The organism is Pediococcus damnosus, from assembly GCF_001611155.1.
In the GTDB taxonomy this organism is placed as follows: domain Bacteria; phylum Bacillota; class Bacilli; order Lactobacillales; family Lactobacillaceae; genus Pediococcus; species Pediococcus damnosus.
Genome location: NZ_CP012294.1, coordinates 542,818 through 557,162 on the forward strand (window position 1 = coordinate 542,818; position 14,345 = coordinate 557,162).

At 38.2% G+C, this 14,345-nt stretch carries 15 protein-coding genes; 9 read left to right on the top strand and 6 right to left on the bottom strand.

Annotation, left to right across the window (positions count from 1 at the left end; all coding sequences use genetic code 11):
• Positions 1 to 238: 238 nt before the first annotated feature.
• Entirely contained in the window at positions 239 to 1,051 is an 813-nt protein-coding gene (locus ADU73_RS02630; protein WP_046872430.1) for a Cof-type HAD-IIB family hydrolase, read from the bottom strand.
• A 165-nt stretch (positions 1,052 to 1,216) separates the two neighbouring features.
• Here ADU73_RS02630 and nrdI point away from each other — a divergent pair, with 165 nt between their 5' ends.
• Positions 1,217 to 1,696 (top strand): class Ib ribonucleoside-diphosphate reductase assembly flavoprotein NrdI, encoded by a 480-nt coding sequence (gene nrdI, locus ADU73_RS02635; RefSeq protein ID WP_062913149.1) that lies wholly within the window; start codon positions 1,217 to 1,219, stop codon positions 1,694 to 1,696.
• Positions 1,697 to 1,758: 62 nt separating this feature from the next.
• Here the strand turns inward: nrdI and ADU73_RS02640 are convergent, their stop codons facing one another.
• Positions 1,759 to 2,619, bottom strand: coding sequence for an aldo/keto reductase (locus ADU73_RS02640; protein WP_062913150.1), 861 nt, complete (start codon positions 2,617 to 2,619; stop codon positions 1,759 to 1,761).
• A gap of 336 nt (positions 2,620 to 2,955) precedes the next feature.
• Here ADU73_RS02640 and ADU73_RS02645 point away from each other — a divergent pair, with 336 nt between their 5' ends.
• From ADU73_RS02645 to ADU73_RS02655, 3 genes are all read left to right on the top strand, one after another.
• A complete protein-coding gene (locus ADU73_RS02645; protein ID WP_046872433.1) occupies positions 2,956 to 3,612 on the top strand; it encodes a YczE/YyaS/YitT family protein in 657 nt (218 codons plus the stop codon).
• Between the two features lie 85 nt (positions 3,613 to 3,697).
• A complete protein-coding gene (locus tag ADU73_RS02650) occupies positions 3,698 to 4,489 on the top strand; it encodes a tyrosine-protein phosphatase (protein WP_046872434.1) in 792 nt (263 codons plus the stop codon).
• Positions 4,490 to 4,519: 30 nt separating this feature from the next.
• Positions 4,520 to 5,464: an alpha/beta hydrolase gene (locus tag ADU73_RS02655; RefSeq protein ID WP_046872435.1), complete on the top strand. Its 945-nt coding sequence runs from the start codon at positions 4,520 to 4,522 to the stop codon at positions 5,462 to 5,464.
• A 93-nt stretch (positions 5,465 to 5,557) separates the two neighbouring features.
• Here ADU73_RS02655 and spx read toward each other — a convergent pair whose 3' ends face one another.
• Positions 5,558 to 5,968 carry a transcriptional regulator Spx gene (gene spx / locus ADU73_RS02660; RefSeq protein WP_046872436.1) on the bottom strand — a complete coding sequence of 137 codons (411 nt, stop codon included), beginning with the start codon at positions 5,966 to 5,968 and terminating at the stop codon, positions 5,558 to 5,560.
• A gap of 474 nt (positions 5,969 to 6,442) precedes the next feature.
• On the opposite strand from spx, the gene ADU73_RS02665 reads away from it, so the two are divergent.
• A complete protein-coding gene (locus ADU73_RS02665) occupies positions 6,443 to 6,700 on the top strand; it encodes a hypothetical protein (RefSeq protein WP_046872437.1) in 258 nt (85 codons plus the stop codon).
• A gap of 33 nt (positions 6,701 to 6,733) precedes the next feature.
• On the opposite strand, the gene ADU73_RS02670 is transcribed toward ADU73_RS02665, so the two are convergent.
• Positions 6,734 to 7,525 carry a tyrosine-protein phosphatase gene (locus tag ADU73_RS02670; protein WP_046870641.1) on the bottom strand — a complete coding sequence of 264 codons (792 nt, stop codon included), beginning with the start codon at positions 7,523 to 7,525 and terminating at the stop codon, positions 6,734 to 6,736.
• Positions 7,526 to 7,536: 11 nt separating this feature from the next.
• Complete coding sequence (locus tag ADU73_RS02675) at positions 7,537 to 8,307, bottom strand: tyrosine-protein phosphatase (protein ID WP_046870642.1); 771 nt, start codon at positions 8,305 to 8,307, stop codon at positions 7,537 to 7,539.
• A gap of 210 nt (positions 8,308 to 8,517) precedes the next feature.
• Here ADU73_RS02675 and ADU73_RS02680 point away from each other — a divergent pair, with 210 nt between their 5' ends.
• The 3 genes from ADU73_RS02680 (at position 8,518) to ADU73_RS02690 (ending at position 10,781) form a co-directional block, all read left to right on the top strand.
• Entirely contained in the window at positions 8,518 to 8,979 is a 462-nt protein-coding gene (locus ADU73_RS02680; protein ID WP_062913151.1) for an ASCH domain-containing protein, read from the top strand.
• A 92-nt stretch (positions 8,980 to 9,071) separates the two neighbouring features.
• Complete coding sequence (locus ADU73_RS02685) at positions 9,072 to 9,431, top strand: type II toxin-antitoxin system HicB family antitoxin (RefSeq protein ID WP_052694445.1); 360 nt, start codon at positions 9,072 to 9,074, stop codon at positions 9,429 to 9,431.
• A gap of 126 nt (positions 9,432 to 9,557) precedes the next feature.
• Complete coding sequence (locus ADU73_RS02690) at positions 9,558 to 10,781, top strand: MFS transporter (protein WP_371861605.1); 1,224 nt, start codon at positions 9,558 to 9,560, stop codon at positions 10,779 to 10,781.
• A gap of 726 nt (positions 10,782 to 11,507) precedes the next feature.
• Here ADU73_RS02690 and purB read toward each other — a convergent pair.
• Complete coding sequence (gene purB / locus ADU73_RS02695; protein WP_046870646.1) at positions 11,508 to 12,803, bottom strand: adenylosuccinate lyase; 1,296 nt, start codon at positions 12,801 to 12,803, stop codon at positions 11,508 to 11,510.
• Positions 12,804 to 13,047: 244 nt separating this feature from the next.
• Here purB and ADU73_RS02700 point away from each other — a divergent pair, with 244 nt between their 5' ends.
• The gene (locus tag ADU73_RS02700) at positions 13,048 to 14,337 is read left to right on the top strand and encodes an adenylosuccinate synthase (RefSeq protein ID WP_046870647.1); all 1,290 of its coding nucleotides are present in this window, start codon (positions 13,048 to 13,050) and stop codon (positions 14,335 to 14,337) included.
• The last annotated feature ends 8 nt before the right edge of the window (positions 14,338 to 14,345 follow it).

A 14,345-nucleotide genomic window follows, 5' to 3' on the forward strand; every position in this document is an offset into this window, starting at 1 on the left:
AATCTACTCTTTTTTTAAACCAATTTTTTCTTCTGAGGACGGCTCGACAAAGCAGAAGTCAAAATATAACTATCCTTCCCGCGGGATTGCGATTCCGTTTACTTGTGGGCCCATCTCTTTTCTGCTTTTTTGAGGACGGCTCGACAAAGCAAAAGTCAAAATATAACTATCCTTCCCGCGGGATGCGATCCCGCTCCAGGACAGTTATATTTTGACTTTTAACGCTTTGTCTCGCCCACTAATCTAAGAACCTTCTCTTCAAATACTTGGGCAATCCATCATCTTCACTTGTTTCTGTCACTACATCCGCCTGGGTCTTTATCTCATCCGCACTATTGCCCATCGCAACGCCCGTCCCCACAGCCTTCAACATACCTAAATCATTTTTATCATTTCCAAACGCAATCGTATGGTCCACCGGAATGCCATACTGGTTTGTAATTGCTCTTACCGCGCTGGCCTTGTCAATTCGTTTTGGAATCAACTCAATATTATCCGAGCTTGAAGACGAAACATTCAACACATCTGCTTCCAATAACTTTTTCCGAGCAATGGCTAATTTATCCAATTGACCCTGAGCAATCACAATACCATTAATAATTTGGTCACTTACTTCATTCAAATGATCACGATCATGCACATCCTCAAACTTACCGGCCCCATCCTGCATAACCCGCATTCTGGCTAGCCGACTTAAATCCCACGGCTTATTTTTTGTGTAGAACGTTCGATCCGTACTAAAAAAGTTAGTCGACAATCCTAATTCCATTGTGACATCATAAACAGTACTAATCGCCTTCCAGCCCAAATGATCCTGATGTAAATGATGTCCTTTTTGATAAACGGAACCATTTGAGGCAATTATTTCGACTTTGGGATTAATTCGCTTTTGAATCACCTGTGCCAAGGACAACATCCGCCCGGTAGCAATATAAAAAATAAATCCTTTTTGTTGCAACTGTTCAATTACTTTTTTGGTCATCAAGGAAACGTTTTGATTGTGTGAAATTAACGTCCCGTCAATGTCCATAAATATAATATAGGGTTCCAAAATAATGACCTCAATTCTTTTTCAATTTAATGCGCTATAGGTTTAGTTTACTACTTTATTAAAACGGTTTCATAATTTTAAGAAAACTATTTTCATAAAAATTTAAGTGGTACAATGTCATTAAAGTTCTCCAATAAAAATAATCGTATTCAAGGGGGTCCCATTATGTCAATTATTAATATTTTATACATTTCTATTGCTGGAAATACACGCTCTTTTACGCAGGATCTTCAAGACTATGCCAAAAAACAACATTCTAAGGATGCTACTAATCCCCTTATCACTTTAAAAGAAATCTCCGAAGAAACAGATTTTGAGACCGAACGCCATCCGTATTTTGCCTTTGTACCGACTTATCTTGACGGTGGCAATGGCGTCGATAACGGCGTCAAAGAACTTATGACGAATGTTTTAGGCGAATATATCGCTTATAAGAACAACCGTAAGTTATGCCTTGGTGTCATTGGAAGCGGTAATCGAAATTTCGGTTTACAATATTGTTTAACTGCCAAACGCTACGCCCGCGATTATGGATTTGATTATTTAGATAACTACGAATTACGTGGTAACTCCACTGATTGCAAACGAATATACGAAACTTTGAAGAAAAACAACGTCTTGAAAAAAGCTCCTGAAGAAGTTTAATTAAAAATAATACAAATAATGCCTGATTCAAAAAATGAATCAGGCATTATTTCGTATTTATATTACCAAGTAATCGTGTCTGGATCTGTAGCTAAACCTGCAAGTCCACGTAAACCATCAATCTTCTTCATGTCGGCATCATCAATTTCAAAATCAAATAACTTTGTATTTTCAATGATCCGTTCATTATGCACAGACTTTGGTAATGGTAAGAATCCATGTTGTAAAGACCAACGCAAAACGACTTGAGCAACTGTCTTATGATACTTTTCACTCATTGTCTTTAATTCAGAAACGCCAAAGATCTTTCCAGTACCTAGTGGACTATATGCCTCAGACAAAATATTATGATCATCATCATACTTCACAACTTCTGGCTGTAAATCACTTGGGTTAAGGAAAATTTGGTTAACCTGAGGAACAACTGTAGCTGTTTTTAATAGGGCATCTAAATGCTTAGGACGGAAATTTGAAACACCGATTGCACGAATTTTGCCAGCTTTTTGCGCTTCTTCCATTGCGCGCCAAGTATCAGCATTTGTTTGTTCCCATGTATCCCGATAAGCAATTGGATTTAGCCAATGGATCAAGAACATATCAAGATAATCTAATCCTAAATTAGTCAAAGATTTATCAACGGCCCTCTTTGTATTTTCATAGCCGTGATCCTTACCATCTAGTTTAGAAGTTACCCAAAGCTGATCCCGAGCAACACCACTGTCCTTAATTCCTTTGCCAACACTTTGTTCGTTTCCGTAAGCAAAGGCAGTATCAATATGACGATAACCAGCTGCTAAAGCCTCTTCAACTGACTTCTCCGCAACATCACCATCTGGCGTTTGCCAAGTTCCAAAACCCACAATGGGAATCTTTGTTCCATTATTTAATTCATAAGTATCTGTTAACTTTGTTAATTTTGCCAAAATATACCCTCCTGTCAAGTAATAGTTTTATTATAGAGCAAATTTGTAAGCGTTAAAAATATTTGGCATCTTTCTGAAAAATATTCTATGATAAACGAAGTGCCTTACAAAAATAGTTAACAGTTTAAACCGCTCTAATTAACGGATATCGTAGGATAATAATTATACATACTGATTCCTAAAGGTTGAAAGCACGAAAATGACTTCAGTTACTGATATTAAACGATTTAGTTCACCAAAATTAGGTTAATTACCGTTCTACGGCTCACTTGGCCTGGAATGGGGTGCGATTTTATAATTTCAACCTTTATCTGATTTAAAAAAGGAAGTCCCATTGTGGATAAACACGCAGATTTTAAGAAACGACTCTTTTTCTTTGTTATTTCCATCATTTTAAATTCATTTTCAAATGCCTTAACTGTCGCTAGCCACTGTGGTAGTGCACTTTGGACAGCCTCATCTGTTAATTTAAGTAGTTGGCTGAATTTCCCCTTATCAAATGTTTTATTTGTGGAGGGACTCGCTGTAATCTTGGCCAATGCTTTGTTACTCCAACATTTTGATTGGCACCGAATGCTCGGCAATTTAGTGTTTATGATCCCCTTTTCCTATTTAGTGGGAACAATTAGCACTAATTTGGATGCGCATGGGTTCTTAACTCTTCCCTTATGGATTCGTATTTTAGCCGACGCTCTCGGCATCGTAGGCATCGGGATCGCTGTATCAATCTATCAACGGGCAAATATTGTTTTACATCCCAATGATGACCTTACATACATTGTGCGCTTTAGATTTATGCACGGCCGGGCAGCTAAAGCCCAGTGGATCAGCTACATCCCTGCCATTTCAATCATTTTACTGACATTTATAATGACTCATCAAATTCACGCTGTCGGTCTCGGAACAGTGTTAGCATTTATTTTACAAGGGGCTGTTACAGGGTGGGCCGACCAACATGTTTTTACAACGCTTAAACATCATTTAAATGTTTAAGTAAATTTAATAGGAAGAAAAACTGGACTGTGCTATCATTTTTTATATAGGTTATACGTTAAATAAAGATACGGGAGGATTTATCATGGTGAGATCGCGGATACTGCAGTTACAAAAGGGTGGCAACTTTAGAGAACTTGGTGGCTACGAAACAATTGCTGGCAAAACAATTAAATGGCATAAAATTATTCGTTCTGGAAAGCTCGCAGATTTAACAGATGCAGATATCGCTTATTTAAACGACTACGGTCTAAAATATGATGTAGATTTCCGTTCTCCAGAGGAAAAAGCAACCTCACCAGATCGGATCCCTGACCAGGCAAAATATTTATTCATTCCCGTTTTTTCCACGGATGAAACGCAAAACTCCAAGCAAACAGAACGTTTGCAACGAAAAATGGATACTGATCCTACAACTGGCCGTCTCCAAATGCAACATGCTTACAAAGATATCATCACGAACCCGCATTCACAAAAGGCCTATCGAAGTTTTTTCGATGTTCTTCTCGAAAATGATGGTGAAAAAAGTACCTTATTATTCCACTGTACTGCAGGAAAAGACCGAACCGGGATGGGAGCAGTCTTCTTTTTAAACGCATTAGGTGTAAATGAAGACACAATTAAAGCTGATTATCTTTTAACAAACAAGGTCATCCAGCAACAACAAATAATGCTCACAAAAACTTTAAAGCTCCAGGGTGCCTCATCGGCGTTTATTCAAAGTATGCGCGACCTGCAAAGTGTTCAAATTTCATTTTATAACACTGCAATGGATCAAATTGAAAAAACATCTGGTGATATGGCCGCATACCTTCATGAATACTTACACCTCTCAGACTCTGATATTCAGGATTTACGTCATATTTATCTAGAATAATGTTTAAAACTAATTAAGGATGGTGATTTGATGAAGAGAAAAAATTTAATCGGCTTCGGGCTTGTTGCACCTTTAGCATTAGGAATTACTGGAATTACCGCAGCTAGTGCCAGGCTATACGATTATGCGTTTCGCCGAGTGGATTACGTCCCCGAAACTTCGGCCGATAAACAAAAATATGCCGATGAATACTATAATTATGTCAATTGGTTTCATAACATTCCCACTCATCACTGGACGCTACATGCTGATGATTTGGAAAATCGCGTAGAAGCTACGTTTATTCCAGCCGCCAAACTGGATTCAAAAAAAACGGTCATCATTGCTCACGGATATAAAGGCAACGGTGAGACCATGTCTAATTACGCCAAAATGTTTTATGACATGGGATACAACGTTCTGTTGCCTGATGATCGTGCCCATGGCAGGAGTTCCGGCGACTATATTAATTTCGGTTGGATCGACCGCCTAGACTTTGTCGATTGGGCCAACTCTGTAGTTAGTCGAATTGGCGCGGATTCACAAATTATTATGTTTGGCGTCAGCATGGGTGGCGCAACAATTCAAATGACTAGTGGTGAAAATTTACCACCTCAAGTCAAGCTTATGATCTCTGATTGTGGTTATTCAAGTTTACGAGATGAACTTTCTTATCTATTAAAAGAACAATTTAATTTACCGAGCAAAATTTTTGTTCCTCTGATTAATGCAATTAATCATCATCGGATGGGCTTTTCCATTGACGATGTTTCATCTATACGGCAGTTACGTAAAAATACCAGACCATTTTTATTTATCCATGGTGAAAAAGATATTTACGTTCCCACCTACATGGTCGACGAAAGTTTCGAGGCTTGCCCTGATCCTAAAGAAATTTGGATTGTTCCAAATGCTTCCCATGCTGAAAGCTTCTGGATAAATCCCCAAGCCTACCAAACCAAAATTCAACAGTTTATTGATAAATATTCAAAGTAAACCATAGCAAATTTTATTGGTGTCACACAAAAGCTTCCCAGAAACTGGATTAAACCAGTTTCTGGGAAGCCTTTATTTTCTTATTCAAAATATCTAAGCATCATGCAAAATATTTAACATCTGTGCAAACGAAACGCGGCGGGTTTCTCTTGGAATAAAACTCCGAATTTCATCTTCATTAAATCCAACTTGTAATTTATTATGTGTAAAAATAATTGGTTTTTTAATTAGACTAGGATAATTTACTAACAATCTATGCAGCTCACTAATCGTCAATGAATCAATATACTCGCGACCAAATTTTTTAAAAATCTTTGATCTCTCAGAAATGATTTCTTCGGCACCATACTCAGTGAGTGATAAAACCTTTTTTAAGGTGTCCAAGGTAATCGCCGTTGAAACAACGTTAACTTTATCATAAGTCAACTCTTGAGTATCTAACCAGTGACATGCGCGTCGTGCTGAACCACAACTTGGTCCCCATAAAACTGTTATCTTATCCATAAGCAAAGTTCTCCTTTGTTTTTTCTTATCATCTCTATAAGGACAACTATAAACTAAACAATTAGTTTTGTCTATGCTTTTTTATAAAAAAGTTCATTTTTTGTTAGCCCTTTCATTTTATGGAATGCTCACCCCTTAGCACGTAGGCTGTTTACGCCATTCGAACCTAAAGTTTAAAGCTTGGCGAATTGATAAATAATTGGAGTTAATAAACCTTTAAATCTTTCGTCACAAAAAATTCATATATCCAAGGTACTATATAAATATAGATAAAAGCCAATCAACTTTATCTATATGAAATTAGCATACTCCTCCAAAGTTACTATATTTCATTGTTTTTCATGATAACAACCTACTCCCCTATATAAAAGAACCCAGCCATTCGTGGTTGGGTTTCTTTTTTTGCTTTCATTGCTATTTAATCACTAAATAAGGTAGTATGGAAATAATAAAAAACATGGGGAAGTGTTAAGTGTGCGGACAAAATATTGGTCAGATTTCATCCTTGCCATTATCGTCATCATCGCTTGCGTGGTAGGCTGGTTTACAGGTTACTTCCAAAATGGGAGTAACTATTCATCCATTGAAAAAACATTAATTCTTATCTTGGCATTTAGTGTTTTATTCAGATTACGAATGGACATGAAAGGTGCTAACCGCTGGGAAGCTGTTTCAGCTGCATTCCTCGGCGTGGCATTTCTACTTGCCGTAGTTTTATTAGCATTTCTATAAACAATAAAAAAGTTTGACACAGGATATCTGTTGTCAAACTTTTTTCTGTTCTGTATAAAGCTCTTTTAATTGATTTAAATCTTCGTCAGACAAATTCATCGCTTCATGAAGATAATTAGTTATCCCCTGGTATGAAGTTTCAATTGCCTGTTCAGCCAAATGAAGGCTTTGCAGATTCACATTTCTAGCCTGGTTCATGCGGTCAAGTGCCGTATTTTTTGTAGCTGTAGCTGATTTTAATGACGGCATTTTTCCAAAGAGAACTTGATTTGAAAGTAAATAATCATTTTCAATTGTTTCTTGAGGAACCCCAAGGGCACTTAAAACTAAAAACGCCGCAATTCCCGTTCGATCCTTACCCGCTGAACAGTGGAAGACAACTGATTCATCTGGTTGATCATTTTTTAGCAAAACCTGGAATAATTTTTTAAACGCCGTCTGAGCATGGTTATCAAGAACCATCAGTTGATATGGATCCGAAAGCATGCTTGGTTCGTGCGTTTCTTTATGGAACAGGTGTTTCAGCCATCGTTTAATACTTGATGGTTGCTGAGTTGTAAATGGATAAACTGAAGCCGTTACCTGCACCATTTCTGGAATATGAGGATCGGGATTTCGTGAAATCTCATAATCCGAACGCAAATCAACGTCATAACGTAACCCATAATCACTAAGATAATGTTTGTCCTCTTTTGTGAGCACTGACAAATACCCTGACCGCAAAAGCTTTTGCCACTTAATCGTCTTTCCATCTTTCGTTGAATAACCACCCAACTCGCGAAAATTCAATCCCGATTTGATCGGTAAAACTCGCTGTTTTTCCATGATTAGCCTCTTTATTCTAAGTAAATCGCTTTTAAATCATCTAAATCAGCCTTGGAAAGTTTCATTGCCTGTTTAAAGTAAGTTTCATAATCGCCATAATTATCCAAAATAGCCTGTCTGGCGATGTCTAAAGTATCTCCTTGCACCTGAAAAACCGAATTCATTTTATTAACAAAGTTTTCAGCTTTGTCATTTTTCAGTTGTTTTCGTAAACTGTCTTGATCCATTGTACTGTAAACAACGTTCGTTAAAATGTAATCCTGTTTAATCAGCGGGTAATCGACTCCCAACGCAGTTAAAATTAAGAATCCCGCAACTCCAGTACGATCTTTTCCGGCTGCACAATGAAAAAGCAACGACTTTTTTGAATCTGAATTAGCTAGCATATCTTGAAACATCATTCGAAATGCTAACTGACTTTGCGGATTCATAATCATCAAAGCATAGGGATGAGAATAGTCGCTTGTCGTTGAGTCATTTGGCAATTCAGGTAGGTCAGAAGTTTCACTTTTGGCAATTGGATAAACCGGATATGAACGATAAATTACGTCATTAGGTAAACGATCCTGTAGCCATCCAGCTTCTGAAGGAGAACGTAAATCGATATCATAGTGAAGACCGTAATCGTTCAAATTCTGCACAGCTTCATCCGTCAACCTACTTAGATCACCAGAACGTAAAAGCTTTTGCCATTTGATGGATTTTCCATCTTTGGTTGAATATCCGCCAAGTTCACGAAAATTCACACTGCCCTCAACGTTTAAAATTCGTTCTTTCTTCACTACCATCCCTCCCAAACTACTTCTAAGCTCATTATACCAAAAATGAATTACTTCGTTTAGAAATCCAATTCATGATTTATCGGATAACTTAATTTTTTACAAAATATAAAAGGCTTACATTTATGGCGTTTCACAAACAAAATTCGTTCACTTCCCATCTTCAAAGTGCTACACTACAGTCATTAAATAATGAAATGGGGACTAACTATCATGGCTATTAGTGCAGAAAAAATTTGGACAGATTTTGCAAAATCTCATCAGCTTACCAATAAGACTTTTCAAACGCGTTGGTTTGGTGAACAATCCAATTCAAAAGAGGTTAGTGAACTCACCGATAAAATTCTGGCTGGTGACAAAATTGCCACATCCAAACCACTTGCTTACTATTCTTCTAAAGACGAACCAATCCCCCAAGTAGGCGATTATGCCGTTCTTTTAAATGCCGACATGCATGCTGTGGGAATTATTGAAACAGTTGTTTCTGAATTGGTTCCATTTTTCCGTGTTTCAGCAGAACATGCTTACAATGAAGCTGAAGGTAAACGCACACTTGAAGATTGGCAAGAGCGTAGCAAAAATAAATTTGCAGCTCAAATGAACAAATATGATCGTCAGTTTTCCACAAATGATCCCGTCGTCTGTGAAGTTATTAAGCTTGTTTATCGAGTTTAGATTTATGATTATCATATGGCTTTACTTATAATATTCATGTATGTATAATACACATTATAGAAAATTTAGTTCCGACGAAAAGGAGAATGTGTATGAAAATTTATCCAGCTATTTTTTCGGGTCGAAATGGCTCTGTAGAATTACTAATCCCAGATTTCCCAGGAATGCTAATTGAGGGTGACACATTAGTTCAAGCAACTGAAAAGGCAGAAAAAGCAATTATGGCTCAAGACGAAATGCCCGAACCATCTGATATGAAACACACTCATTTAGTTGAGGGTGAAAATGTCATCATGATTCCAATTGAAGAACATGAAACAAAAAACACAAAACGAATTCGTCGCAATGTGACCATTCCTCAATACTTGAACGATTGGGCAAAACAAACTGGCATTAATGTTTCTCAGATTTTAACCGAAGCGCTTGACCAAAAATTCAAAACGACTGAATAAATTAGAAGAATCCCAAACTTTATCCGCACTTTAGCCGATAAAACTTGGGATTTTATTTTGCGCTCATTTTCCTTAGTACTCACCATTTCCTTCGTGGTAAAATAATGACAAAAGGAGATGGTTAACATGCCCTCTATTGAATCACACAACTGGAAAAGAAATGTCGGTTATTTTTTAGCTTCTCAAAACTTTTTCTTGTTCGGTTCTTCTTCCGTTTACTTCGCCATTCTTTGGTACATTGCCTTAAAAACATCTTCTGGAACCTGGATTATGCTGGCTACCATGGCGACAACATTACCACAAATTTTAATTTCACTATGGGCTGGTATTTGGTCTGATCAATACAGTCGCAAAAAACTGATTATTGCTTCCAGTTCGTTAGTCACTTTGTTAACCGTTGGAACAGCCATAATCTATTTTTTCTTTTCACGTGATCTTTGGCTGCTTCTTTTAATTGCCGCCATTCGTTCACTAGGTTCGGGCATTCAAACCCCAGCTGGTAATGCCTTGCTACCAGAAATAACGCCCAAAAAAGAGCTTTCCCGTATAAACGGCTTAAATCAGTTTATTAGTTCCATTCTCTTATTAATTTCCCCGATTCTAAGTGGTTTTATCTTAGGAAGGCTCGGCATTATGTTTGTCTTTGTGGTTGATTTAATCACTGCTACAACGGGAATCATTTTAATGTCGCGTGTCCAGGCTTCGCAACAAGATCAGCAACCTCACGAACAAGTTACGGGACTTTCGGGAATTAGAGATGGTTTACAGTACACCTTCTCACATCGTTACCTTCGTAATTTTATGCTATTCACGTTAATTGCCTTTATTTTGGTTGCCCCATCTTCACAATTATCCACATTATTCGTTAAACGAACATTTGGATCCGCAGTTTGGCGATTGACGCTAAACGAGTTGCTTTGGACAATGGGAGCCCTGTTAGGAAGTTTCTACATTACAATGCAAAAACGCCTCCCTCACAAAATCAAATTAATTGCTGTTGGTTTTGTCGGATCGGGAATTAGTTTTGCCGTCATGGGATTGCCTGAACCCTTTTGGGTCTACCTACTCTTCATGTTTTTCTCAGGAATTTGCATGCCAATTATTCAAGCGACATCAAACATCTTAATTCAAGAAAATGTCGCTAAGGAAAAGATGGGCCGTGTTTTTTCCATTTTGCAAATTGTATCAACTGGAATTTATCCAATTGCCATGCTCGTTTATGGACCGCTGGCTGATCAAGTTTCCATTCGTTACATTTTAATTGTAACTGGTGTCTTGCTAATTTTGGTTGGCTGCATATTTCAGCAAAGATTAACGCGACTCTCTGGGTATTTAAAGGATCTGAACTGAGCTTGCTAAAACAGATGAATCCAGTAATTAAGCTATCACTTTTCCTTAGGGTCCGAAACGTGTTTAAAAAGACACTAACTTTCGTGTCGATGTCGATTGTACTAAGCCGAAAATCAGCAAGTACAAGTCGCAGCTTCCTCCGCTTGCCATGTTCTTGCGGTCTGGGTCTCGGCCACAAGAATGGTCAACGTCCGAAGCATGAAAGATTTTCGGAACGAAAATCATCTACTTTTGTGGAGTAGTAGCTACGATAGTCAAACGATTCCAAGATCGAATCATTCGGTTAACCAGATCATCTTTTTTTAGATCCGAAACGTGCAAAAAAAGGACAGCTCTCTCCGCTTGCCATGTTTCTTGCGGTCCGGTTTTCGGCCACAAGAATGGCCAACGTCCGAAGCATAAAAGATTTTCGGAACGAAAATCATCTACTTTTGCGGAGTAGTAGCTACGTTAACCAAACGATTCCAAGATCGAATCATTCGGTTAACTAGATCATCTTTTTTAGATCCGAAACGTGCAAAAAAGGGCAGCTCTCTCCGCTTGCCATGTTTCTTGCGGTCCGGTTTTCGGCCACAAGAATGGCCAACGTCCGAAGCATAAAAGATTTTCGGAACGAAAATCATCTACTTTTGCGGAGTAGTAGCTACGGTAGTCAAACGATTCCTAACCCGAATCATTTAACTATCTAAGCTAATGCTCAAGAGCTAACCGTCCTTTTTAAGCACTCTATTTTATTCCCACCCGATTAAAAATATAATCCACATTCTTTAGATGATACCGGTAATCAAAGGCATCATCTATTTCTTTTTTAGTGAGGTGTTTTTGAATCACTGGATCATTTTCAACCAATGGCTTAAATTGAATTTCTTCATCCCATGCTTTGGCCGTTAACGGCTGAATCCGATCATACGCATCTTCACGTGACATCCCCGCATCAATTAGCTTCAGTAACACGCGTTGGCTGTAAATCAAACCAAAACTACGTCCCATATTAGCCTTCATATGTTCTGGAAATACCGTTAATTCACCAATAATTTTATTCATCCGCGTTAAAATATAATCTACTAAAATTGTCGTATCCGGTAAAATAATTCGTTCAGCAGATGAATGCGAAATATCACGTTCATGCCATAAATTCACGTCTTCATAAGCCGTTTGCACATGCCCACGAATTACCCGCGCTAATCCCGAAACGTTTTCTGAACCGATGGGATTACGTTTATGGGGCATTGCTGAAGATCCCTTTTGACCAGGTGCAAAATGTTCTTCAACTTCACGCACCTCTGATTTTTGCAAACCACGAATCTCGGTGGCAAACTCCTCAACGCTGGTCGCAATTAAAGCAAGCGTGGCAATATATTCCGCATGTAAATCACGTGGCAAAATTTGCGTCGAAATCTCTTGTGCATTCAATCCTAAATCTTCACATACAAATTCTTCCACTTCAGGGGGAACATTCGCAAATGTTCCCACGGCGCCACTAATTTTTCCGGCTTCAACGCCCTTAGCTGCATGTTCAAACCGTTCAATATCTCGATTGATTTCTGAATACCAACGCGCCAATTTCAAACCAAACGTCATTGGTTCCGCATGCACACCATGCGTTCTACCCATCATCACCGTATATTTATACTTTTTTGCTTGGCTGGCTAACGTTTGTTTGAAAGTTTTCAGATCACGACGAATAATCTCATTGGCCTGCTTTAAACGATAACCTTGCGCAGTATCCACAACATCAGTACTTGTTAACCCATAATGGACCCACTTTTTTTCAGCACCTAAAGATTCTGAAACGTCGCGGGTAAAAGCAATGACATCGTGATGCGTCACAACTTCAATTTCTGCGATACGGGTTTCATCAAATTTCGCATTTTTCTGAATTTTGGCCACATCATCAGCAGAAATTTTTCCTAGTTTTCCCCACGCCTTAACTGCCGAAATTTCAACTTTTAGCCATGATGCATATTGATTATGTAAACTCCAAACATTACCCATTTCTTCACGCGTATATCTTTCTAACATTCGTATTCCTCACATTTCTTTAATCAGAACAATTCCAGCTAATATCCGTATAATACTATATCATATAAATATCGCATATTCCATTATTATTAGTTAATAATCATCTTTTTACAAAAGATAATGTTATTAAACACAAACTTTACTTTAAATATATTATTTTATTGTTCGTTTTTTACTTGCATTTTTTGAAAAGCCTTGTTACACTTGTCTAGTTGCGTAAATCAAATTATTCGGGGGTCTTTAAATGTCATCAATAGTAGTTGTAGGTAGTCAATGGGGCGATGAAGGAAAAGGTAAAATCACCGACTTTCTAGGTCGTAAGGCTGCTTTAACCGTTCGTTTCTCTGGCGGAGATAATGCCGGACATTCAATCGTCTTTCAAGGCAAAAAATTCGCATTACAACTTATTCCATCTGGAATTTTTAATCAGGATGGTTTGAGTGTCATCGGAAACGGGGTTGTGGTTAATCCAAAATCGTTACACAACGAATTGCACTACTTAGAAAGCAATGGGATTCCCACAAATAATCTGAGGATTTCCGACCGGGCTCAAGTAATTCTTCCTTATCACATTCGTTTGGATGAGTTACAGGAACAATCCAAAGCAGCTGGTAAAATTGGCACCACGCACAAAGGAATCGGCCCTGCTTATATGGATAAGGCTGAACGAATCGGAATTCGAATCTGTGATTTGTTAGACCGCGAAACCTTTGAAGAAAAATTAAGAACAAATTTAAAAGCGAAGAACTTATTATTTACTAAATTATATGAAACAGAACCATTGAAGTTCGAAGATATTTTTGAAAGCTACTATCAATATGGTCAAGAAATCAAAGATCAAGTTACAGACACATCAGTCCTTATAAATGATGCACTCGATGATAACAAAAGAGTTTTGTTTGAAGGCTCTCAGGGTGTCATGTTAGATTTTGATCATGGGACTTACCCTTATGTGACCTCTTCTAACCCGATTGCCGGTGGCGCCGCAGTTGGTGCTGGTGTTGGCCCTCAACGAATCAACCAAGTGGTCGGCGCTTGTAAAGCTTACACATCCAGAGTTGGTGATGGCCCATTTCCTACTGAACAACTTAACCAGATTGGTGATTTCATCCGTGAAGCCGGCCATGAATATGGAACGGTAACCGGCCGTCCTCGTCGAATCGGTTGGTTAGATACCGTTGTGTTACGTCATGCCAAGCGCGTTAGTGGCCTATCAAGTCTTTGTTTAAACTGTTTAGATGTTTTAACCGGTTTATCAACCATCAAAATTTGTACCGCCTATAAGTTAGACGGCAAAACCATTTATCACTATCCAGCGGCTGAAAAAGCAATTGAAAACTGTGAACCAATTTATGAAGAATTACCTGGATGGAACGAAGATATTACCTCATGTAAAACTTTAGATGCCCTACCTGAAAATGCGCGGAACTACCTGAAACGAGTTTCCGAATTAGTTGGAATTCCTCTTTCCACATTTTCAGTAGGCCCAGATCGTGAACAAACCAACGTTTTAACTGACAGTTGGAATGCTTAATCATTAAA